The organism is Pseudomonas algeriensis (genome assembly GCF_048847255.1).
In the GTDB taxonomy this organism is placed as follows: Bacteria; Pseudomonadota; Gammaproteobacteria; order Pseudomonadales; family Pseudomonadaceae; genus Aquipseudomonas.
Map to the genome: position 1 here is coordinate 13,260 of NZ_JBKKRK010000003.1, position 22,223 is coordinate 35,482.

Genomic DNA, 22,223 nt, shown 5'->3' on the forward strand with positions numbered 1-22,223 from the left:
ATGCAGACTTTGAACACCAAGTTGCTGATCATCGGCGGCGGTCCCGGCGGCTACGTGGCGGCGATTCGCGCCGGCCAGCTGGGCATTGAAACGATCCTGGTGGAAGGCCAGGCGTTGGGCGGTACCTGCCTGAACATCGGCTGTATCCCGTCCAAGGCATTGATCCATGTGGCCGAGCAGTTTCACCAGACTCACCACCACAGCCAGGGCTCGGCCTTGGGTATCACCGTGTCGGCGCCAACCCTTGACATCGGCAAGAGCGTGGAATGGAAGGACGGCATTGTCGACCGCCTGACCACTGGTGTCGCCGCGTTGCTGAAGAAGAACAAGGTCCAGGTCATCCACGGCTGGGCCAGGGTCATCGACGGCAAGACCGTTGAGGTCGGCGACACGCGCATCCAGTGCGAGCACCTGCTGCTGGCTACCGGCTCGAAAAGCATAGAACTGCCCATGCTGCCGATTGGAGGGCCGATCACCTCGTCCACTGAAGCCCTCGCCCCCACCTCGGTGCCCAAGCACCTGGTCGTGGTCGGCGGTGGTTATATCGGCCTGGAGCTGAGCATCGCCTATCGCAAGCTCGGCGCGCAAGTCAGCGTGGTCGAGGCCCAGGAGCGGATCCTGCCGGCCTACGACGGCGAACTGACCCAACCGGTACACGAGGCGCTCAAGCAGTTGGGCGTGAAGCTGTACCTCAAGCACAGCGTCGAAGGTTTCGATGCCCAGGGCAGCACTTTGCAGGTGCGTGATCCCAACGGCGACACGTTAAACCTGGACACCGACCGGGTGCTGGTGGCGGTTGGACGCAAACCCAACACCCAAGGCTGGGACCTTGAAGCCCTGGACCTGGCGATGAACGGCTCGGCGGTGAAGATCGACAACCATTGCCAGACCAGCATGCGCAACGTCTGGGCCATCGGCGACCTGAGCGGCGAACCGATGCTCGCCCACCGGGCCATGGCCCAGGGCGAGATGGTCGCCGAGCTGATCGCCGGCCAGCATCGCGAATTCAACCCGACGGCCATCGCGGCGGTGTGCTTCACCGATCCGGAAGTCGTCGTTGTAGGCAAGACGCCGGACGAGGCCAAGGCTGCCGGGCTCGATTGCATCGTGTCGAGCTTCCCGTTCGCCGCCAACGGCCGGGCGATGACCTTGGAATCGAAAAGCGGTTTCGTGCGCGTCGTGGCGCGCCGGGACAATCACTTGATCGTCGGCTGGCAAGCGGTTGGCGTGGGGGTGTCGGAGCTGTCCACCGCGTTCGGCCAGTCCCTGGAAATGGGCGCGCGCCTGGAAGATATCGCCGGCACTATCCACGCCCATCCGACGCTGGGCGAGGCGGTGCAGGAAGCGGCGTTGCGGGCGTTGGGGCATGCGTTGCATCTGTAACAGCTGTGGGTGACTCCCCCTGTGGCGAGGGGATTTAGCGAAACGTCGCACCGCCCCGCTCGAGTGCGAAGCACTCGCATGATTCTGCGGCTCGCCCAGGTATTTGGGGCCGCTTCGCAGCCCAGCGGGGATAAATCCCCTCGCCACAAGCTGCGAAACACCCCCGGAATGAAGTATTGTTGTCCCCATTCAAAAACGTCAGAAGCTTGAACCGTTTCGACGGTTGTCAGGAAATAGAGGGTGTCATGGGTAACGAGAGCATCAATTGGGACAAACTGGGCTTTGACTACATCAAGACCGACAAGCGCTACCTGTCGCATTGGCGCGATGGCGCCTGGGACGCGGGCACCCTGACCGACGACAACGTGCTGCACATCAGCGAGGGCTCCACCGCCCTGCACTACGGTCAGCAATGCTTCGAAGGCTTGAAGGCCTATCGCTGCAAGGACGGTTCGATCAACCTGTTCCGTCCGGACCAGAACGCCGCCCGCATGCAGCGCAGCTGCGCCCGCCTGCTGATGCCGCATGTCGACACCGAGCAGTTCGTAGAAGCCTGCAAGCAAGTGGTCCGCGCCAACGAGCGCTTCATCCCGCCGTACGGCACTGGCGGCGCGCTGTACCTGCGCCCGTTCGTGATCGGCGTGGGTGACAACATCGGCGTGCGCACCGCGCCCGAGTTCATCTTCTCGATCTTCTGCATCCCGGTCGGCGCCTACTTCAAGGGCGGCCTGACCCCGCACAACTTCCTGATCTCCAGCTTCGACCGTGCAGCCCCACAGGGCACCGGCGCGGCCAAGGTCGGCGGCAACTACGCCGCGAGCCTGATGCCCGGTTCCCAGGCCAAGAAGGCCAGCTTCGCCGACTGCATCTATCTGGATCCGCTGACCCATTCGAAAATCGAAGAAGTCGGCTCGGCCAACTTTTTTGGCATTACCCACGACAACAAATTCATCACCCCCAACTCCCCTTCGGTCCTGCCGGGCATCACCCGCCTGTCGCTGATCGAACTGGCGAAATCGCGCCTGGGCCTGGAAGTGATCGAAGGCGACGTGTTCATCGACAAGCTGTCGGATTTCAAGGAAGCCGGCGCCTGCGGTACCGCTGCGGTGATCACGCCGATTGGCGGCATCAGCTACAAGGACAAGCTGCACGTGTTCCACAGCGAAACCGAAGTCGGCCCGATCACTCAGAAGCTCTACAAAGAGCTGACCGGCGTCCAGACCGGCGACGTGGAAGCGCCCGCGGGTTGGATCGTCAAGGTTTGATCCAAGCCCCTCTGGGCAGCTGAATTTTTTCAGTAAAAAAGCCCACCCCTGTCATAGCAAGGGTGGGCTTTTATGCATCTGCGTTCAGTTACTCTTGCCGCAATACCGGCGATCGCCCCCAACGCTGGCGAAACCAACCGTAACCGCTTACCAGCAAGATCCCACTCAAAACCAGCGCAGCGCCAACGATAAAATTCGGCTCCAGCGGCTCATCCAGCAACCAGACGCCAAACCCGATGCCGAACAGGGGCGTCATGAACGACAGCACCCCCAATTGCGACGCCAGATACCGGCGTAGCAGCGAAAACCAGATCAGGAAGCTGGCGAAGGACACCAGCAACACCTGGAACGCCATGCTCGCAATAAGAGATGGCGTGGGGTTGATTGTCGTTTGCCCCAGCGCTGCCGACATGCCGATCAGCAGCACCCCGGCGCCCACCAACTGGTAAAGCAGTGTCTGGCTGGCCGGCAGGTCCGTAAGCCGCGAACAGCGTACCGTCACGGTGGTCGCGCCCCACAGCGCGCCGGCCAGCAAGCCCATGCCATCGCCGAGCAACGAACTGCCGTTCGCCGCGCCCGAACCGCCGCTGAAGGCGACCACAATGCCGCCGAAGGCAACGGTGATGCCTAGCCATTGCGCCGGTTTGAGACGCTCGCTTGGCAACTTCCAGTGCAAACCGAGGGCGGCGAACATCGGTGCGGTGTAGAGGAAAATCACCATGTGCGAAGCCGTCGTGTGGCGCAGGCCCTCACCCACCATCACGAACTCCAGGGCGAACAACAACCCCACCAACAGGCCCGGGCGCCAACTGCCGTCGGTCAGGGACAGGCGTTCACCGCGCGCCAGCACCAACAGCCAGACCAGTACCGCGGCGATGGCCGAGCGCACCCCCAGTTGCAACATCGGCGCCATGTCGGCGGCGCCGGCCTTGATCGCGACTTGCTGGAAACCCCAGATGGCACAGAGGCCGGTCATCAGGGCGATGACCTGGCCATCCAGGGCACGGCGGGTGTTCATGGAAAAGGTCCTCGGGCAGAAAAGAGATGAAAGGATTGTCGGCCTGACAGCTTTGCTGGATATAGTGATTACCCGACAAGCCATCCCGGTAATCCGCCATTGCGGTCGATATGCAGCCTCCAGCCCAACACTTGAAGATTCCTCCGTTCGACGCGGCGCTACCCTCGGCGATTTTCTTCCGCAGCGCCTGCATGCCGGCCCACGCCACGTATCCCCGTCACCGGCATGCCTGGGGAGAGTTCGTCTATTCCTACAGTGGCGTGATGGAAATCGAAATCGCCCAGCACCATTACCTGGCGCCCCCGCAATACGGCATCTGGCTGCCGCCGGACATGGAACACGTGGGATTCAATCGGCATGAAGCCTGCCATTGCTCGTTGTACCTCGCGGCCGAGCTGTGCGGTGCGCTGCCAGCCGTCCCCTGCGCGCTGACCCTGAGCCCGCTGATCCGCGCGTTGCTGGAAGAACTGCGCAGCGACCCGCCGAGCCAGCCACAGACGCCCGAACAGCAGCGCTTGTTGCAAGTGCTGGTGGACAAGCTGACGCAGGCGCCCCACGTCGGCAGTTACCTGCCCTCTTCGGATGATCCGCTGCTGGGCCCAGTGTTGCGGGCCTTGGAGGCCAATCCCAGCGACCCGCGCTCCTTGCCGCAACTGGCTCGCGCCGCCAACACCACCGAGCGCACACTGATGCGCCGGGCCCAGCGGGACCTGGGCATGTCCTTGGTGGAATGGCGCCAGCGCCTGAAAGTCATCGAGGCCCTGGCCCTGCTCGAACGTGGTCAGAGCGTGGAAACCATTGGCCTGGACCTGGGCTACAGCAGCGCCTCGGCGTTCATCAGCATGTTCCGCAAAATGATGGGCACCACGCCGGATGAATATCGGCGCCGCCATATGACTGCATGAATGAGCGGCCGCCATCGCGAGCAGGCTCGCTCCCACAGGAAATCTCGGATGGTCTTGAGTGTTGTGCTCAGCGCAAGTCCATTGTGGGGGCGAGCCTGCTCGCGAAGGCGGTGGGGGAGCTTGCACAAGGATTGAATGCGCCGCCGTCATCGCGGGCGAGCCCGCTCCCACAGTTGATCTCGGGTGGTCTTGAGTGTTGTGTTCAGCGCAAGTCCATTGTGGGAGCGAGCTTGCTCGCGATGGCGGTGGGTCAGCTTGCAAAAGGATTGAATGAGACGCCGCCATCGCGAGCAGGCTCGCTCCCACAGAAAATCTCGGGTGGTCTTGAGTGTTGAGTTCAGCGCAAGTCCACTGTGGAAGCGAGCTTGCTCGCGATGGCGCCGGTCGATATGGCATCGAATTCCGCATCGATCCCAAACCGCCCTGCCATTTCCTTGCGGCCGCTGGCCGTCAACCCCAGCGCCCGGCTGTCCAGGTCCTGGACCAGCCATTTGCGCTTGATCGCCAGTTGCAGCAACGTCGCCCCCAAGGCACCGCCCAGGTGCGGCCGGCGCATGCTCCAGTCCAGGCATGGGCAGGCGAAACGGCGTCGTTGGGCCGTCAAAGCCTGCACATCGATACCCAAGCCTTCGAACAGCGCCTCACCCGTTTCACTCAGCCGATACCCTTGACCGTCCACCTCGACCAGCCACCCGGCTTCGAGCAAGCGGTCGTGCAGCCGCACCGCTAGGGTGCCCGCCATATGGTCGTAACAGGTGCGAGCAAACTGCAGGCGATCCGGCGTACGTGGGGTGAAGGTCGGCGCGGCGTCCTGGCCAATCACCATCAACGCCTCGAGGGCAGCGGCCACGCGTTTGTCGGCGAGGCTGTAATAACGATGACGGCCCTGCACATGCAAGCGCACCAGCGCCGACTCCTTGAGCTTCGCCAGGTGGGCGCTGGCGGTGGAGGCACTGACATCGGCGATGCTTGCCAGCTCCGTGCTGGTGCGGGCGTGGCCGTCCATCAGCGCGCAGAGCATTCGAGTGCGGGCCGGTTCGGCAATGGCCGCGGCTACCTGGGACACGCCCACATCGTGTTGCTCTGCGTTCATATTTCGCTCCCGGACGAATCAAGCCATGCGTCGACTGGAGATAGTAGCAGCACCCTCCCCGCACGAACGAGGCAACCATCATGGACCCGATCACCGCCGCGACACACGCCGATCCCTACCCGTACTATTCGACCCTTCGCGCCAACGGCGGACTGGACTTCAACCCACACTTGAATATCTGGGTCGCTAGCAGCGCCGAAGCGGTGTGCGCGGTCTTGCATCATCCCGACTGCCACGTGCGCCCCGCCCACGAGCCGGTGCCGAAGGCGATTGCCGAGGGGCCTGCCGGCCGAGTGTTCGGGCGACTGATGCGGATGAACGAAGGTGAACGACAACGCTGCCCGAAGGCGGCCATCGCGCCGAGGTTGCAGGACATCGATCCCCGCCAGGTCGAGGCGCTGGTGAAGGCGCGCTTGCTCAGGCATGGCGCCGAAGGCGTGCGCCAGGCGCAGTTCAGCGGCCCGGTCAGCGTGGTGGCGCAACTGCTGGGTTTCAATCCGACGGACAGTCATCTGATCAGCGAGCTGACGGGTGATTTCGTCGCCTGCCTGTCGCCCCTGAGCCAAGCTCCACAACGGGAGGCCGCCCACCGGGCCAGCGAGCAACTGGCAAGGCTTCTCCAGGAGCGGATCGTCGCGCGAGACAGTCAGTTATTGAACGGCATCTGCCAGGGCTTCGAAGACGCCGACCCAGACAGCCGGACCGCCAACCTGATCGGCTTGCTTTCGCAAACCCATGAGGCCACCGCAGGCCTGATCGGTAACGCATTGTTGGCGTTGATCCGTGATCCCGCGCTACATCAAGTGCTCCGGGATGACTCTACGCTGATCAACTCATTGTTGGCCGAAGTCCAACGTTTCGACCCAGCCGTGCAGAACACCCGACGCTTCATCGCCGCGCCCTGCGAAATCCTTGGCGCTGCGCTGTCCCAGGGAGACGCAGTCCTGGTGCTGCTAGCCGCGGCCAACCGCGACCCGCAGCTCAACCCAGCGCCCGACACCCTGCTGTTGGATCGCCCGAATCGGCGCAGTTTCAGCTTCGGCAGCGGCCGCCACGAATGTCCAGGCCAGGCCCTGGCGATGGACATCGCCCGCGCATCCCTGGAGGCAATCCTGGAACGCACGCCGTGCCTGGATCAACTGGCCTGGCACTACCGCCCCTCGACCAACGGACGAATCCCGCTGTTTAGCGACCGGTCATGAACGAAGGCGTCTCAATCGTCCCGCGTCAGGACTTCCAGCAACTCGATTTCAAAGCTGAGATTGGCGTTGGGCTTGATGTGGGCGCCCACGGACCGTTCACCGTAGGCCAGGTGCGCCGGTACCCAGAGTTTGCGCTTGCCGCCGACCTTCATGCCCATCAATCCGATATCCCAGCCCTTGATGACCCGGCCGGTGCCGATCACGCATTGGAAGGGTTTGCCGCGACTGTGGGATGAATCGAACTCTGTACCGTCTTCGAGGGTGCCGCGATATTGGGTGGTAATCAGCGCGCCTTTGACTACGCTTTTGCCATTGCCCTCTTCCAGGTCGATGATTTGCAGCTCTTCAATCATGGCTTCTTTCCCGTGTGATCCAGGCGCGGGGTTTTCGCAGATATCTGCGTGACAGGCAACCTTTTGCGGCAGAGGGAACCGCAACGGCCACTTCGGTTCACATGGGTATCGACCCTGCATTTCAGATAAGGATTTTCTGATGATCGACTCACGCCCGCTCCACGGCTTCATTCCGCCTTACATCCTCAACCGCATTATCGCCCATGGCTCCGAGCAGCAGCGTTCCAGCGCCCTCGGCACCCTGACTCATGTCAAGAACCTGCGCCACAACCCAGGCCCTCCCAGCAACCCACCCGCGTCCGCCAAGCTGCCCAAGCCCGGCAAGGCCGGCCAACCACAGCGCAGCATCCACGACGCCCAGAACGGCATGGAACTGCCAGGCCAACCGGTGCGCCTGGAAGGTCAATCGCCCAGTGGCGACCCGGCGGTGGACGAAGCGTACGACGCCCTCGGCGCGACCTATGACTTTTTCTGGAGGGTGCTGGAGCGTGACTCCATCGATAACAAGGGGTTTGCCCTGGTCGGCAGCGTGCATTACGGCCAGGACTACGAAAACGCCTTTTGGAACGGCGCGCAGATGGTGTTCGGCGACGGCGATGGCGAGATCTTCCAGCGCTTCACCCGCTCCCTCGACGTCGTGGCCCACGAGTTGGCCCACGGCGTCACCGAAAGCGAAGCGGGCTTGATCTATGCCAACCAGTCCGGCGCATTGAACGAATCGATTTCCGATGTGTTCGGGGTGCTGGTCAAGCAATTCGTATTGGGCCAGACCGCCGAGCAGGCCGACTGGTTGATCGGCGCGGACCTGCTCACTGACAAGATCAACGGTGATGGTTTGCGCAGCATGTCCAACCCCGGCACCGCTTACGATGACCCGCTGCTGGGCAAGGATCCCCAGCCGGCGCACATGCGCGAGTTCGTCATCACCCGCGAGGACAACGGCGGCGTGCACATCAACTCCGGCATTCCCAACCGGGCCTTTTATCTGGTGGCGACCGCGCTGGGCGGATTCGCCTGGGAAAAGGCCGGGAAAATCTGGTATGACACCTTGTGCGACAGGCAACTGGCCAATGACGCGTCCTTTAGCGCGTTTGCTCGCCTGACCATTGAGCACGCCCGCCAGCGTTTCGGCGAACGGGAAGTCAAAGCCGTCCAGGACGGCTGGGCACAGGTGGGTGTCGACCTGAACGAGGAGAACGGATGAAAACCCTGCCAGACCTTGATGACAAAGCGGTCGTAAAGCTGTCGCGCCAGGGCGGCGTGGCAGCCATCCATGCCCTGACCCGGCCCCGGGAAATCGAGTTCGCCCAATGCGACATCGACCAACGCACGCGCATCTGCTCGGTGCTGGAGGGGTGCCTGCCGCTCACCTCTTCCACCCCTGGCCGGGGCGACCAGCGTTATTTCCAGATCGAGGTGCGTTACCGGGCCAACGACCAGGACGACGAAATGGTGCTGCAAGTGCCCGAGGACCGGGCACCTGGCGAGTTGGTTCATCTGTGGGATAAAGGCGAAGTGCTTTAGCGTGTCGCGGGGACGATCTTGACGATTGCGCCGGACACGGTTTCGATCAGCAGGTACTTGTCGTCGATATGCACCCATTGCTGCTCTTCTGTCGGCTGCTCGAGCTTTTTCTGCTTCCAGTCTTTCATGGCCCTGTCCGAGCGCTGGTAGTCCGCCGGGACCCGGTCGTTTTCCACCAGCCGGCGGCCATTGCTTGGCGAATGCTCCAGGGCGTCTCCGGTTTTCTCGACGGCTTGCGCGACAGGCCCAAAGGCTCCGAAGCCGGCGATCAAGACGAGGCTGGCGATGAGGGTGGGTTTGCGCATAGAAGAACTCCAATTAATTCAAGGTACTGAATCTGGGACTTCGGCGACGGCGAATCATTCCTTTTACTGTTGCTTCTGAAGGCCCCATTCCCATGTGCCGGCTATGGCATAGTGGCGAGCCTTGGCCCAACACCCGCCGGACGGACCCAACATGAGCACCACCACCTCTTCTCCAGCCCTCAAGGAAATCTTCAACAATGCCCGCCTGGAACACATCGCCACCGAAATGCGCGCGGTGTACCCGGCGTTCGATGCCAAGGTGTTCCTGGACATGGCCAACGATGGGCTGGCGCAGTTGTCGGTGATGCAGCGCATGGCGCGGGTCAGCGAGTGTCTGCATACGGTCTTGCCGCTGGATTACGAATCATCGCTGGAAGTACTGCGTGCCCTGGCGCCGCGGTTGAACAGCATGTTCGTGAGCATGTTCCTGCCGCACTACGTGGCGTCGTACGGTCGGCATGCCTTCGAAGCGTCCATGGACGCGCTCAAGTATTTCACCCGGTTCGGCTCCGCGGAATTCGCCGTGCGGCATTTCCTGCGCGATGACCTGGCGGGTACTTTAGAAGTGATGCATGAATGGGCACTGGACGCCAACGAGCACGTGCGCCGCCTCGCCAGCGAAGGCAGCCGCCCGCGCCTGCCCTGGTCATTCCATCTGGAGCCGATCCAGGCCAACCCGGAACTCGCCGCCGCCATCCTCGATGCGCTCAAGGCCGACGACAGCCTGTACGTGCGCAAATCCGTCGCCAACCACCTGAACGATGTGACCAAGCAGCATCCCGACTGGGTCCTTGACCGCATCGAAGGCTGGCCGCTCCAGGAGCGCCACACCGCCTGGATCGCCCGGCATGCCCTGCGCAGCCTGATCAAGCAAGGTAACCCCCGGGCGCTGGCGGTCATCGGAGCGGGAGGTAAGGCGCAGGTCGAGGTCTCGGATCTGCAAGTGCTGCCGGCGGTGATTCGCCTGGGCGAGCAGGTCACGTTGTCGTTCAAGGTGCAATCGACTTGTCCCGAGAACCAACGCTTGGTGATCGATTATGCGATCGATTACGTAAAAGCCTCGGGCGGTACGTCGGCCAAGGTGTTCAAACTCAGGACCTTCGACCTGCCCGCCCTGGCGTGCGCCAACCTCAGCCGCTCCCAGCACATCCGCGAGCTGACCACGCGCCGACACTATGAGGGCCGGCATGCGGTGCATGTGCTGATCAATGGCGAGCGGCTGGGCAGCACCGCGTTCGACATCGTCCCCTGAGCATTCGCCTCAGGCGATCGCCACGCGCGGGAACTGGCGGATGTTCTTGAGGAAATGCTCGGCCGGTTGCGGATGCCCCAACAGATATCCTTGCAGTGAATCGCAGCCCAACTGCGTCAGGAAGTCCTGTTGTACATCGGTCTCCACCCCTTCGGCGACGATCCGCAGCCCCAGGGCCTGGCCGAGGGCGACGATGGCCGAGACGATGGCCGCGTCATCGCTGTCGTGCTCCAGGTCGCGCACGAAACCGCGATCGATCTTCAACTCGTTGGCCGGCAGGCGCTTGAGGTACATCAGGCTCGAATAGCCGGTGCCGAAGTCGTCGATGGACAGGTCCACGCCCATGTCCGACAGCTGTTGCAGCACCGTCATGCTCGCGTCCGCGTCGCTCATGGCAGTGGTCTCGGTGATTTCCAGCGTCAGGCTGTTGGCCGGCAAATGATGAGTTTCCAGCGCCTTGGCCACGCTCTGCACCAGGCCCGCATGGCAGAACTGCAAGGCCGAGAGATTCACCGCGATGCGCCAGTCGGTGTAGCCCAGCACGTACCATTCGCGCATCTGCCGGCAGGCTTCGTTGAGCACCCATTCGCCGATCGGAATGATCAACCCGGTCTTCTCCGCCAGGTCGATGAAGGTGTCGGGCATCAGCAGGCCCTGGGTTGGATGGGTCCAGCGCAGCAGCGCTTCGGCACCTACCGGACGGCCCTTCGCGGCGTCGAACTTGGGCTGGTAATGCAGGGTGAACTGCCGCTGCTCGACGGCGATGCGCAAGTCTTGCAGCAATTGCAATTGCTTGCGGGCGTTGCTGTTCATCGAGGCGTCGAAGAAGCTGTAGCCGTTCTTGCCGGCGCCCTTGGCGTGATACATCGCCGCGTCCGCGTTCATCAACAGTTCATCGGCGCTCTGGCCGTTGCCCGGATAAAGCGAGATGCCGACACTGGCGGAGATCTGCAGGTCATGGTCGGCGACCCGGAACGTGCCGCCGATCAATGCAACCTGCCGAGCGGCCAGGCGCAGGGCGTCGTCCGGCTCGGCCAGTTGCACCAGCAGGACGAACTCGTCGCCACCGATCCGTGCGAGGGTGTCCTGGTTGCGCAGATCCTCGCGCAGGCGCAGGGCCACGTCCCGCAGCAACAGGTCGCCCATGTGATGGCCAAACGCGTCGTTCACCGGTTTGAAGCCATCCAGGTCAATGAACATCAAGGCGAAACACCCGCCCTGTTCCTGCACGCGGTGCATGGCTTGGCCAATGCGATCGGCCAGCAAAACACGGTTGGGCAATCCGGTCAGGGGGTCGTGCAGGGCCAGTTGAGTCAGCTCCCGGTTGGCCTGGGTCAGCGACCTGGCCAACTCCGCCGTACGCGCTTCAAGGCGTGCGTCGAGGATGGAAGTCAGCAAGGTAATCGCCAGGATTGCCAGGGTGGTAATCAACACCACATTGTCCAGCCCCTTGCCGCTCAAGCCATCCAGGGCCCCGCAGAAACTGCCTTCGCGGAACTGCGCCGCGGCCATGCCGGTGTAGTGCATGCCGACGATGGCGACGCCCATCACCACGGCTGCGCCGGCACGAGCCAGGCGTACGTGAGGCGTATTCTGGCGAAGATGAAAGGCGATCCATAACGCCGCCGCGCACGCTACGACGGCAATCAACAACGAAGCCCCGAACAGCGTCGGGTCGTAATCGATGCCCGGTTGCATCCGCAACGCGGCCATGCCGGTGTAATGCATGGCACTGATGCCGGTACCCATCACCAACGCGCCGAACGCCAAATGCCAGGCGCGCAGTTGTGGCTGGCTGACCAACCACAGCGCAAAGCCGCTGGAAAGGACGGCAATCAGCAAAGACAGCGCAGTGATCGCCAAATCGTAGCCAAGCTCTACCGGCAAGGTGAAAGCGAGCATGCCGATGAAATGCATGGACCAGATGCCCACCCCCATCGCCAACGCACCACCGGCCATCCAGAAGTGAACGGCGCGCCCCTGAGCGGTGGCGATACGCCCGGCCAGATCCAGCGCGGTGTAGGACGCCAGGATTGCAACAAACAGGGAAAACGAAACGAGAGCGGGTGAATAGCTGCCGATGAGCATGGGTTTTTTCTCGTGACCTTAAGGCCGTACTGCTTCCATGCCCGGTTGAAAGTTGGCGATTCTACACAGTCGCTACAGAAGTGCATCAAAAAGCCATCATACAAAAAAATATTTGCGACGAAAGACACTGGGCTCCCCGGTAGCGGCCCTTATCCGCAGGGCGTCGTCCAACGGCCCATGTGGAATCAAGCTTGCTCGCGATGCGGTGCCCGGCACAAACAACCACCTGAGCCGGAACCGATTCGGCTAAGCTCTTCAGTTCCCCCCAGGAGCAGCCGGCATGACCCTAACGGATACCAAAGCCACAACCACGGCTTTACTCGTGATTGACATCCAGAACGACTTCATCCCTGGCGGCCAACTGGCCGTGCCGGGTGGCGACGAAATCGTGCCGCTGGTCAACCGACTCGGCCGTTCGTTCCTGAACGTCGTCTGCGCCCAGGACTGGCACCCCGCCGGGCACGCCTCGTTCGCCTCCAGCCATGAAGACAAGCAACCCTTCGACCTTATCCAGCTTCCCTACGGCGAACAAAAGCTCTGGCCCGACCACTGTGTCCAGGATACCCCGGGCGCCGCGCTGCACGCTGACCTTGACTTGCCTCATGCCCAATTGGTCATTCGCAAGGGGTGCAACCCGGCCATCGACAGCTACTCGGCCTTCATGGAAGCCGACCGTCAGACCCCGACCGGCCTGACCGGCTACTTCAAGGAGCGCGGCATCGACACGGTGTACATGGTCGGATTGGCCCTGGACTTCTGCGTGATGTACTCGGCGCTGGACGCACGAATGGCTGGCTTCAACGCGATCGTCGTTCTGGACGCTTGTCGGGGCATCGATATCGACGGTTCGATGGACGCGGCCATGCGGCGCATGCAGGAGGCCGGCGTGCGGCTGATTCAATCCAGCGACATCGCCAGCCCGGCGTTTGCCGGATGACTGTTACTACCCGTATTCCCTTGTCACAGTGAGTTCCCATGCCCCGCCTCACCCGCACTCACCCGCGCCTTTCCTGGGCCACGATCATTGGCCTGGCCGCGGGTTTGTCGATGCCCGCGGACTCGGTCATCGGCAAGATCCTGATCGGCTGGAACGTCGGGGTCTGGACTTATCTGCTGTTGATGTTCTGGCTCACGGTGCGGGCCAAGGCACCGGACGTGAAGCGCATCGCCGAAATGGAAGACGAAAACGCCGGGCTCGTGTTGTTGATGGTTTGCATCGCAGCCTTGGCCAGCCTGGCGACCATCACCTTTGAACTGGCCGGCAGCCGCGACCTGCAAACGGCCGGCAAATGGCTGCATTACGGCGTGACCGCGTTGACCGTGATTGGCTCATGGTTGCTGATCGGAGTGATCTTCAGCGTTCATTACGCCCGGTTGTATTACACCTGGAACGGCAAGGAGCCGGCGCTGCGTTTTGCCGAAGGCCTGAGCACACCCAATTACTGGGATTTCCTGTACTTCTCGTTCACCATCGGCGTGGCGGTGCAGACCTCGGACGTGGGGGTTGCCACGCGGCAGTTGCGCAAGATCGTGTTGGCGCAGTCGTTGATCGGTTTTGTGTTCAATACGGCGATATTGGGGTTTTCGATCAATATTGCGGCGGGGTTGTTTGGATGATTTGAGCAGCTCCGCAGCCCAGCGGGGATAGGTCCCATAAGTGCATCAACTGAATTGACCTGACAATCACGTCCATAAATCCGGTAATTGTCAGATCAGATCTGAACTTCTAATCCACCCATTGCCTTAGGGAGAATTCGCCTTTTACACTCACCCCTTCCTTAAGCTCAACGTCGAAGTTTCCCTTGGCCAGCTTCCCCTCGTCATATTCATCAAACCGAATCGTTCCGCTCACCGCGGGACGTGTGTATTCATCCATACTGAAATCCATATAAACCTGTTCCGATGATGTGCCAACGTCATACGTGCCTGCACCGTTCACCTCCCCCGGGGAGGGATTAATCCACATACTCTGGGGATTATTGAATCCCGACAATCCAGGTGGGTTGGTAAACGAAACTGATTCCGCTTTAAAATTAAACGTCGCAGCCATAGCGGTCATAAAACCTTGTGCTTCGGTTTTTTTTCTGGGCTTCTTTTGTTCATGTCTGACTCCGCGAGATAGCTAATAAGTAAACACACGTCAGCAAACTAAAGCGATCTGCATGCCCGTACACCTGTCAACAATTACAGTACCGACAAACGGTTCGTCGGAATCTCTAACAGCAACATCACCCAGATGAGCGGTGGAACGAAGAATTGGGTTGGCGCCAATGGCATAAATCCCCTAGCCACAGGGACTGCATCAGGCTTCAAGGCGGCGTTGGCAGCCACAGCCTGAAGCGTGCCCCGTCCAGCGGCGAAGCCCCGACCGTCAGGGTGCCGCCTTGGGCTTGCAGGGCACGGCGGCTGATCGCCAGGCCGAGGCCGAAGCCGCCCGTGGCGCGGTCGCGGCTGCGGTCCAGGCGGTAGAACGGCTCGAAGACGCGCTCGCGCTCGCTGTCGGGAATGCCAATGCCATCGTCGTCGACCCAGATCTCACAGCCTTGATCACCCACCAGCACACCGACCTGGATGCGCTTTTCGCAATAACGCATGGCATTGCGCAACAGGTTCTGCAACGCCCGGGCGGTCAGGCGCGGGTCCAGCACGAAACGCTCCAGTGCGCCGTGCAGCAGCACGTCGATCACCACCTCCGGCGCGGCCAGGTCTTCGTCGAGGCTGCCCAGGATACTGTCGATGAACTCGTCCAGCGGCACTTCGACCCGCTCCGGCACCCGCTCCGGATTTTGCAAGCGGCTGTAGGACAGCAGTTCCAGCACCAACTCGTCCAGTTCGCGAATGTGCGCCACCAACCCTTGCAGACGCTCGCGACTGGCCGTCGGCATCTCCTCGGACAACGCCAGCGCAAGGCCAAAATCGAGTCGGGTCAAGGGCGTGCGCAGTTCATGGGACACGGCGTTTAGCAGGTCCCTCTGCTGGTTGAGCAGATTCTCGATGTCCCCTGCCATGGTGTCGAATACGTGGGCCAGGCTGCCAATGTTCGAGCGCGGCGCAATGTGCGTGCGCTCGCTCAAATGCCCCTTGCCGAAACGCTCGGCGGTGCGCTTCAGACGCTCCAGATCGCGCCAATGCGGCCGCAACCAGAGCAGCAGGCAGCCCAGCATCGTCGCGCCGATCAACACGTTGATGCTCCAATACAACCAACTGACATCCGCCGGGTCGGGCGGCACGATCATCTTCACCGCCGTGTGCTCGTCCAGCGGCGCGGCCGCCAGGGTTCGCCAGCCCCAGTCACCGATGCGCACCACGTTCTCACCACGCTTGAGACGCGCCTGTTCGGTTGCGGTGAAACCGGCGTCCCCGGTGGTCGCCAGCTCGATGCGCAATGGCTCGAACTCCTTGTCCATCTGCGCCGCCAGCGCCGGCCATTGCTCGCTGGGCGCGGCGCGGAACTGCTTGACCATCAGGGTTTGCAGGCCACGGGAGTAGTCGAGGTTGTAGGTTTGGAAACGCTCGTGGAACAGGCGGATCACCAGTTCCGGCATCAAATAGATCGCCGCGCTGTAGGAAACGATGGTGACCAGATACAGGCGAATCAGCAGCTTCCACATCGATCAGCATTCCCACTCGGAACGACTGAACAGGTAACCCTTGCCCCACACGGTCTTGATCTTGCGCGCTTCGCCGGCATTATCGTCGAACTTGCGCCGCAGCTTGGAAATGGCCACGTCTACTGAACGATCGGTGCCGTTGAACTCGATGCCCCGCAGGCGCTGCAGGATCTGGTCGCGGCTCAACACCTCGCCGGAATGACGGGCCAGCACCACCAGCAGGTTGTATTCGCCGCTGGACAACTCCACCGGCTGCCCGCGCCAGGTCACCGTGCGCTCGGACAGATCGATGCACAGATTACCCATGACGATGCGGTCGTTGACCGTCTGCGGCTCGGTCAGGCTGCTGCGCCGCAACAACGTCCGCACCCGCGCCAACAGCACCCGCGGCTCGCAGGGTTTGGTGACGTAGTCGTCGGCGCCCATTTCCAGGCCCAACACCTGGTCGTGGCTGTCGTCCCGCGCCGTGAGCATCAGGATTGGCAACGTCGCCGAATCGGCTCGCAACAAGCGGCAGACCTGCAAGCCATCCAGTCCTGGCAGCATCAGGTCGAGGATCACCAGGTCCGGCGGATTGGCCCGCGCTCGCTCACGCACATGGTCGCCACGGTTGAGCACGCTGACTTGATAGCCGTTGCGTTCGAGGTAGCTGGCGATGAGTTCGCAGAGGGCGGCGTCGTCTTCGACGAGGAGGATGTTGGGCATGGGTGTATCCAAAGGTACGAGGCGCTCAGAATCTCAAGCTGCGAAGGATATACGCCCTCATCCGCCGCTGAGCAAAACCCTTACATAATTTCACAACCATGTTCCCCACCACAAAACCCCAGCCTGGACACCTGTAATACTTGACAGTATACAAAAGTGCAGTACGGGCTCTATATAAGGAAACCAGACGCATGGCACAGCGTGCCGACTGGAGTATTCTCATTAACCTATGGAGTTCACCTATGAACAGCGCAGCCAGTAAATCTGCCTTACGTGCAACGGACGTTGACTTCACCGCCACTCTTGAGGACGGCTCCCCATTTCGTGCCTCCGTAACCGAACTTAAAAGCTCCGTTACGCCAGGCCGCGGCGATATATGGATGGTGGTTGCCACCGAATGGGCCAACGGTCGTCCCAGAACGTTCACCATCACGTTCTCCAAAGATAGGAAAGACGTAACCAATGAACCGGTGACGGACCACGACCAACATGCAACTGTGCATTTCAATAATTATGAGGATCCGCAAAACCCGACGCTACAAAAAGCCAGGTCAGGAACGATCACTTACCATTTAAATCGCACAAGTTTAAATTTCTCAGGGACTTTTCAAGTGACCATGGACAAAGCGGACGGCACGGGCCGTTTTCAATGCTCGGGGACATATAACACAGAGCTTAGTTAATAAAAATAGCCCCGGCGTCAAGCCGGGGCTACACATTCTACAAACTACAAAAACCTAGGTCCTGACCAACACAGGCTTACCATTTAAATTGCAGGCCTACCGTTCCCCCCACTGGCATTTCAATACCTTTACCATTCATGTACTCCACCTCCGCGTGAACTTGCCAGCGTTGCGACAAATTGATGGCCACGCCGGCCCCTAACTCGGCACGGGATCCAGAAAGATCATTATTGAATACGTTGTTGTTGACCTTGACTTCGTTATTCTTGGCAAATTCGTGTACCAACGCCGCACGAACGTAGGGTTGCACCATCGCTCCGTTGCGTAGCTGGATATCGCGCCCAGCTGTCATACCTGCCTTGCCGAGCAATGAGTAAGTAGTGTCGCCCTCAGCACGCAGGCCGTTGTTCAGTCGATAATCCTTGCCACCAATCGCCACCGCAGACCAGTGGGTAAAGGGCTCGATAAAATAGCCATCGTCAAGCTTGATATTCCGTCCAATCTCTACCGAACCGCCCAAGCCGGTGTTGTCGTAATCACCCTTGGCCCGCTTGCCATCGCTCATACCAACCTTGGCATCGTTGTGGAAGCGGTTGACCTTGAGAACGCTGTCCACGTAATAACCACTGGCCTCATCCATCCACGTCAGGTAAGTACCTAAGTAGTAGCTTTTGATCGTACCGGAAGTTCCACGATGCAAATCAAGGTCTGAAGTACTGTGACCCGCCATTACCCCCACCATCCACTGCCCATCTCCCATGGGCAAAGGCGCATCGGCGCCGAGCGAGAAACCTTGCTGGGCCTGCCGGTATCCAGCCCCATAGCTATCCGACACGTTGTATTTATTGCCATACGCCCGCATCCAGGCACCGGACTTCTGTGGATTGAAGCGCAATTCCCCCATGCGACTGCGCAACGAGGTCAGCTCGCCATACCACACCGTCGGTGCGGTATTGAACAGTGCCATGACTGTCCGAGTGGAAGGGCTGACCCCACGAGCCGTAGGATCCAGGAACCAATCGTTACCGGAGGCACTTTGTTTCAATCCATAAGTAAATGCGCCCAGATCGACTTCACCGCCGGCATTCGCCAGGGTAAAGGTCGCGTCCCCACTGGCAGCATGTACGACCTGGACCGGTTGGCCACTGGCGGGGTCGATGCCGCTACTGGCGACCATAAGCTGATGGTTGCCGGTGGCCGACCCGGTGACATTGAGTACATCGGTCTGGTTTGTCGCAAAATCGGTGCCAATCATGAACAAACCGTTACCGGACAGGTTTTCTACATTCAGTTGATAGAAAGCATTATCAGCACCGAATCTCACCGTACCGCCGCTCAAAGACAAATCGCCGACCTGACTGTTGCCCGTCATGGTCCAACTTGATTGAGCATCGATGCCGACCGTCGCAACGTTGGTCATGGCGCCGGTCAATTGCGAGCCTTGCCGCAACGCTACTGTCGCCGTGCTGCCCGTGTCGGCTGTTATATCACCGATCAACGAGCCTTGAATAAAAGTCAGCGCCGCGACACTGTTGTCGGCAACTTGAACATTACCCGTCAGGTCGCTCAGGCCTACAGTCATGGCTGCGTCAGCGGCGCCCTTTACTTCCAGGATCGTTCCGTTGCTCCCGGTCAGCGTCGAACCGTTGAGCACGTCAATCCGTGTGACCGGTGCCGAGCTACCCGCGTAATCCACAACAATGGCAGAACCGTTCTTCCCCTCGATGCTCGAACGATCAAGCTCTAGGCGATTGCCAACCGATACACCGCTTTCGAGCCCCAACGTGACGCCATTCTGACCGCCGATAATGCGTGTTCCGTTGCTGGCAAACGCCGAGGCGCCCAGCAGCGAAAGACCAAAACTCGTTGCTCCTGTGCCCTCAATGGTCGATTTCGAAAAAGTCAGGGTGCTATAGGCCGATGCACGAGCGCCACCTGTGGTGCCGGTAATGGTACTGTCGGTTGCCGATACCGTTGAACCGGTTGTCGAAGTGACGGTACGCGCGGCTGATAATCCCAATCTATCCCCGGTGATGGTACTGCCATTGATCGTCGCGGTACTGTTGTCAAGTCGCAACGCAGAAGGCGCATTCCCACCAACGACGGTAGTGTCAGATAAATTTATGGTAGAACCATTACCTCCTGTAATCCTTCCAGTGGTAGCTCCGCTGGCATTCAACGTAGATTCGGAGGCCGAAATATCAAGCGTGTTTGCGCCATTGACGTTCAACGTGGACGTCTGCGCAAGCGTCCAGGTTTCCACCGGATAACCGTTTGTGATGGTCTGGTCCTGGCCGACCAAGTCCCCGGCAAGCGACGGCTCAGTCAGGAACAACAAACATAGTAGTGACGAACTACCCAGCTGGCCTGCCATTCCAGCTGTTCGTCGACCGATTTTAACCAATTGCATAATCGCTACCCGCGTTCCGTCATTTCGAAAAAATGACAAGGCTAATTTTTATGAGCATCCCCTCTCACAGACGGCCGGTAATTTACACATCAGTTTCGCAATTTTATGTAGGATAAATCCCAACAAACATTAGGAATTTTCTTTGCACCCGGTTATAACAACGATGTCGGGGGACGACGTATCATCCCCCGATTCCCGCCCCCACCTACTGAGTCGGTGTTCCTTCACAATAGTTAAAGCTGTTATTCAGCAGTGAAACCTCGTTTAGAAACTCAATCGACGGTGTAAGCACCCCACCGATATCCACCACATACCAAATTTTTATATAGCCATTAGGCAAGCCGGAAGCGTGTGTCGGCTGGATAGGCTTGAGCTTTGTCAAGTAGGGCTCGATATTCTTGACAAACTGCCCACCCGTCTCCGCTCCGGTAATTTGGTAAGTTCCGAGATAGTCCGTGCCAGGGATTTCATTAAGTCCCAACGCATCGGTGGTCCCAACGGATTTTATCGTCACAACCGTACCGGTAGGCATATGCACCGGATCTATGTCTACGGTAACCGGCAACTCGTATGTGCCCCTTACCAAATATCGGCACGAAACAAGACCGTTAAACAACCGAACCGTTGGATGTGGCAATACAACCCGAACCGCATCAATTTGAACCTCGGTGGGGTACGATCGCATTACATTCCGACCGCCATCTTCCTCAATCGTCCAATAGGCAATTTTCTTTCCAACCCCGGCGCCATCGATGTCAGCGGCTGACAGGTTAAAGGTCAATGGCGTCAAGGTCCCGGCCGTCAGATTTTCGCTATACACTTCCACACCGTTGAACCACAACCGGGCGACCTCATCGCCAATCGGCACCCACGCGCTTGCTGCATCGACGAGGGGCGTGCTGATAGTCGCCTCCTTTCCACGATCCTCTGGCGTTATATGGTTTGGAGTGCCAGAGCCACCAACGGCCACCACCGTGACCTTCACCATATTCGGATTTTCCAACGAGGGAAAAATCGGATTCACGGGGCCACGATAGCTAAAATCAAGAGCGGACTCTGCTGGAACGGATGGAACCGGGTTTTCTGTTGTCCGGGAAAATTGATATTCAGTAAATACAGCCGTTTCCGCGGTAGAGCTTCCCCAAAGCGCAATCAGCCTGTTCGTGGCCACCGTAAATTGGAGTACTTTATTAGGTGCCTCCTGGCCTAACTGCTGACTGCCCAAAGCAAACTCTGTACTACCGTTACCATTAATAATCTTCGGAATGATCCGGTCCGTGTCTTGGCCATTAGTGGTATAGGGTACTTCTACATACACTGGGCTGGTCAGGTCCTCCAAGTCGACAACGTCCGGCAAGATCCCTTTCGGGATATAAGAGTCATGCAGTTGAGGCCGTGGCCGGCGACGGACATAGTAGCCACTCGCCAACGCGTCCTCGCTGATATTTCCAACCACATCTTCCAATACATACCAGACGTAATATTGCCCGTCCAATTGCGGAATAGCTGCCGTTGGTACCAACACCTCCCCAGATGACGTAAGATTTTGGGTATGTACAGGCGTCCCGACACCGTAACTGTCCCCCGCATAGACGTGTATGACATCGTCATCACGGTGAAAGTCATAGCTAACATTGATGGCCAGCTCCAGCGTGCTGTTATTGGCGAGCCAATCATCATCAATTTCTTGACCCGGAGCCAAATTTACAAATATGGCGGCCTCCGGCTTCAGCCTCATATTCGACTGTTTGTCATGCTCAGGTGCATACCGGTCAATTTCTGCTGGGAACCATGGCGACGGGTCCGCGTTGCCGTCCGCGCCTTTGTAATGGACAAATTGATATTCGTAAGTCGTTGACGCTTTCGATGCGTCATCATCCGCAAGCGCAATAGTGGATACCGGAATATCGAGTTCCGTCGGGCGACCTGTTACAGGGCCAAACTGGCCGTCAGCAACCAGGGTACCAACCCCCATATCTGGCGCCTTCCGCTCGTACAAATCCCATTCGTCATCGTCATGCGGGCTTGCAATATCACCGGTATGGAATCGAACCGTCATCGTCCCGGTGTCCAGCACCGATTTGGGTATCAGGTCGTCTATGATCTGTCCGACAATTTCGGGGGGATTCAGCAGAACGCCGGGGTCAGAATTTGCCGTGCGTAAGGCTGTCCGCGAGCGCTCAGCAATCTGCTTCAGCGTCAACACTTCACCGTTGGAACTTGTACTTGTACTTGTACTGGTCATTTTTATTTCTCCATAAACTGAACTGAACTGAACTGAACTGAACTGAACTGAATGAGATATCTAAAATTCATATATAGACTCATTCATCACCTTGCCACCGAATCGAATGCAGCAAAAGTTCTTAACGTCTGCCGAGGCCATAAAAAAATGCACTGCTCTCGAACTTACACCTCCATCACGC

Annotated in this window: 20 protein-coding genes; 10 read left to right on the forward strand and 10 right to left on the reverse strand. The window is 59.6% G+C overall.

Features of this window, described 5'->3' with window-relative positions; translation table 11 throughout:
- Together lpdA and ACLK1G_RS05330 are read left to right on the forward strand one after the other, a co-directional pair.
- The gene (gene lpdA, locus ACLK1G_RS05325) at positions 1-1,383 is read left to right on the forward strand and encodes a dihydrolipoyl dehydrogenase (protein WP_420764471.1); all 1,383 of its coding nucleotides are present in this window, start codon (positions 1-3) and stop codon (positions 1,381-1,383) included.
- Positions 1,384-1,628: 245 nt separating this feature from the next.
- The gene (locus tag ACLK1G_RS05330; RefSeq protein WP_420764472.1) at positions 1,629-2,648 is read left to right on the forward strand and encodes a branched-chain amino acid aminotransferase; all 1,020 of its coding nucleotides are present in this window, start codon (positions 1,629-1,631) and stop codon (positions 2,646-2,648) included.
- Positions 2,649-2,736: 88 nt separating this feature from the next.
- On the opposite strand, the gene ACLK1G_RS05335 is transcribed toward ACLK1G_RS05330, so the two are convergent.
- Complete coding sequence (locus tag ACLK1G_RS05335; protein ID WP_420764473.1) at positions 2,737-3,666, reverse strand: DMT family transporter; 930 nt, start codon at positions 3,664-3,666, stop codon at positions 2,737-2,739.
- A 110-nt stretch (positions 3,667-3,776) separates the two neighbouring features.
- On the opposite strand from ACLK1G_RS05335, the gene ACLK1G_RS05340 reads away from it, so the two are divergent.
- Positions 3,777-4,571 (forward strand): AraC family transcriptional regulator, encoded by a 795-nt coding sequence (locus ACLK1G_RS05340; RefSeq protein ID WP_420764474.1) that lies wholly within the window; start codon positions 3,777-3,779, stop codon positions 4,569-4,571.
- Between the two features lie 337 nt (positions 4,572-4,908).
- Here ACLK1G_RS05340 and ACLK1G_RS05345 read toward each other — a convergent pair whose 3' ends face one another.
- Positions 4,909-5,664 (reverse strand): ArsR/SmtB family transcription factor, encoded by a 756-nt coding sequence (locus tag ACLK1G_RS05345; protein ID WP_420764475.1) that lies wholly within the window; start codon positions 5,662-5,664, stop codon positions 4,909-4,911.
- An 80-nt stretch (positions 5,665-5,744) separates the two neighbouring features.
- Between ACLK1G_RS05345 and ACLK1G_RS05350 the strand changes: the two genes are divergently transcribed.
- On the forward strand, positions 5,745-6,866 hold the full coding sequence (locus ACLK1G_RS05350; protein WP_420764476.1) for a cytochrome P450: 1,122 nt from the start codon (positions 5,745-5,747) through the stop codon (positions 6,864-6,866).
- Between the two features lie 11 nt (positions 6,867-6,877).
- Here ACLK1G_RS05350 and ACLK1G_RS05355 read toward each other — a convergent pair whose 3' ends face one another.
- Entirely contained in the window at positions 6,878-7,219 is a 342-nt protein-coding gene (locus ACLK1G_RS05355) for an FKBP-type peptidyl-prolyl cis-trans isomerase (protein WP_420764477.1), read from the reverse strand.
- A 139-nt stretch (positions 7,220-7,358) separates the two neighbouring features.
- Here ACLK1G_RS05355 and ACLK1G_RS05360 point away from each other — a divergent pair, with 139 nt between their 5' ends.
- Both ACLK1G_RS05360 and ACLK1G_RS05365 read left to right on the forward strand, forming a co-directional pair.
- A complete protein-coding gene (locus ACLK1G_RS05360) occupies positions 7,359-8,423 on the forward strand; it encodes a M4 family metallopeptidase (protein WP_420764478.1) in 1,065 nt (354 codons plus the stop codon).
- A complete protein-coding gene (locus ACLK1G_RS05365) occupies positions 8,420-8,743 on the forward strand; it encodes a protealysin inhibitor emfourin (protein WP_420764479.1) in 324 nt (107 codons plus the stop codon). Before ACLK1G_RS05360 ends, ACLK1G_RS05365 begins: the two co-directional genes overlap by 4 nt.
- On the opposite strand, the gene ACLK1G_RS05370 is transcribed toward ACLK1G_RS05365, so the two are convergent.
- Positions 8,740-9,048, reverse strand: coding sequence for an RcnB family protein (locus ACLK1G_RS05370; protein WP_420764480.1), 309 nt, complete (start codon positions 9,046-9,048; stop codon positions 8,740-8,742). The genes ACLK1G_RS05365 and ACLK1G_RS05370 overlap by 4 nt on opposite strands.
- A gap of 151 nt (positions 9,049-9,199) precedes the next feature.
- Between ACLK1G_RS05370 and ACLK1G_RS05375 the strand changes: the two genes are divergently transcribed.
- On the forward strand, positions 9,200-10,300 hold the full coding sequence (locus ACLK1G_RS05375) for a DNA alkylation repair protein (protein ID WP_420764481.1): 1,101 nt from the start codon (positions 9,200-9,202) through the stop codon (positions 10,298-10,300).
- Between the two features lie 9 nt (positions 10,301-10,309).
- Here the strand turns inward: ACLK1G_RS05375 and ACLK1G_RS05380 are convergent, their stop codons facing one another.
- Entirely contained in the window at positions 10,310-12,388 is a 2,079-nt protein-coding gene (locus ACLK1G_RS05380; RefSeq protein ID WP_420764482.1) for a putative bifunctional diguanylate cyclase/phosphodiesterase, read from the reverse strand.
- Positions 12,389-12,668: 280 nt separating this feature from the next.
- Here ACLK1G_RS05380 and pncA point away from each other — a divergent pair, with 280 nt between their 5' ends.
- Together pncA and ACLK1G_RS05390 are read left to right on the forward strand one after the other, a co-directional pair.
- Positions 12,669-13,325: a bifunctional nicotinamidase/pyrazinamidase gene (gene pncA / locus ACLK1G_RS05385; protein WP_420764483.1), complete on the forward strand. Its 657-nt coding sequence runs from the start codon at positions 12,669-12,671 to the stop codon at positions 13,323-13,325.
- A gap of 38 nt (positions 13,326-13,363) precedes the next feature.
- Positions 13,364-14,005 (forward strand): DUF1345 domain-containing protein, encoded by a 642-nt coding sequence (locus tag ACLK1G_RS05390; protein WP_420764484.1) that lies wholly within the window; start codon positions 13,364-13,366, stop codon positions 14,003-14,005.
- A gap of 109 nt (positions 14,006-14,114) precedes the next feature.
- On the opposite strand, the gene ACLK1G_RS05395 is transcribed toward ACLK1G_RS05390, so the two are convergent.
- The 3 genes from ACLK1G_RS05395 to ACLK1G_RS05405 all read right to left on the reverse strand — a co-directional run bounded on the left by ACLK1G_RS05395 (position 14,115) and on the right by ACLK1G_RS05405 (position 16,704).
- Positions 14,115-14,447 (reverse strand): hypothetical protein, encoded by a 333-nt coding sequence (locus ACLK1G_RS05395; RefSeq protein ID WP_420764485.1) that lies wholly within the window; start codon positions 14,445-14,447, stop codon positions 14,115-14,117.
- 250 nt (positions 14,448-14,697) lie between these two features.
- Positions 14,698-15,999, reverse strand: a complete 1,302-nt coding sequence (locus ACLK1G_RS05400; RefSeq protein ID WP_420764486.1) for an ATP-binding protein — start codon at positions 15,997-15,999, stop codon at positions 14,698-14,700.
- A gap of 3 nt (positions 16,000-16,002) precedes the next feature.
- The gene (locus tag ACLK1G_RS05405) at positions 16,003-16,704 is read right to left on the reverse strand and encodes a response regulator (protein WP_420764487.1); all 702 of its coding nucleotides are present in this window, start codon (positions 16,702-16,704) and stop codon (positions 16,003-16,005) included.
- Between the two features lie 242 nt (positions 16,705-16,946).
- On the opposite strand from ACLK1G_RS05405, the gene ACLK1G_RS05410 reads away from it, so the two are divergent.
- The gene (locus ACLK1G_RS05410) at positions 16,947-17,387 is read left to right on the forward strand and encodes a hypothetical protein (protein ID WP_420764488.1); all 441 of its coding nucleotides are present in this window, start codon (positions 16,947-16,949) and stop codon (positions 17,385-17,387) included.
- 76 nt (positions 17,388-17,463) lie between these two features.
- Here ACLK1G_RS05410 and ACLK1G_RS05415 read toward each other — a convergent pair whose 3' ends face one another.
- Together ACLK1G_RS05415 and ACLK1G_RS05420 are read right to left on the reverse strand one after the other, a co-directional pair.
- Positions 17,464-19,797: an autotransporter outer membrane beta-barrel domain-containing protein gene (locus ACLK1G_RS05415; protein ID WP_420764489.1), complete on the reverse strand. Its 2,334-nt coding sequence runs from the start codon at positions 19,795-19,797 to the stop codon at positions 17,464-17,466.
- A gap of 205 nt (positions 19,798-20,002) precedes the next feature.
- Positions 20,003-22,042 carry a hypothetical protein gene (locus ACLK1G_RS05420; protein ID WP_420764490.1) on the reverse strand — a complete coding sequence of 680 codons (2,040 nt, stop codon included), beginning with the start codon at positions 22,040-22,042 and terminating at the stop codon, positions 20,003-20,005.
- Between the last annotated feature and the right edge of the window lie 181 nt (positions 22,043-22,223).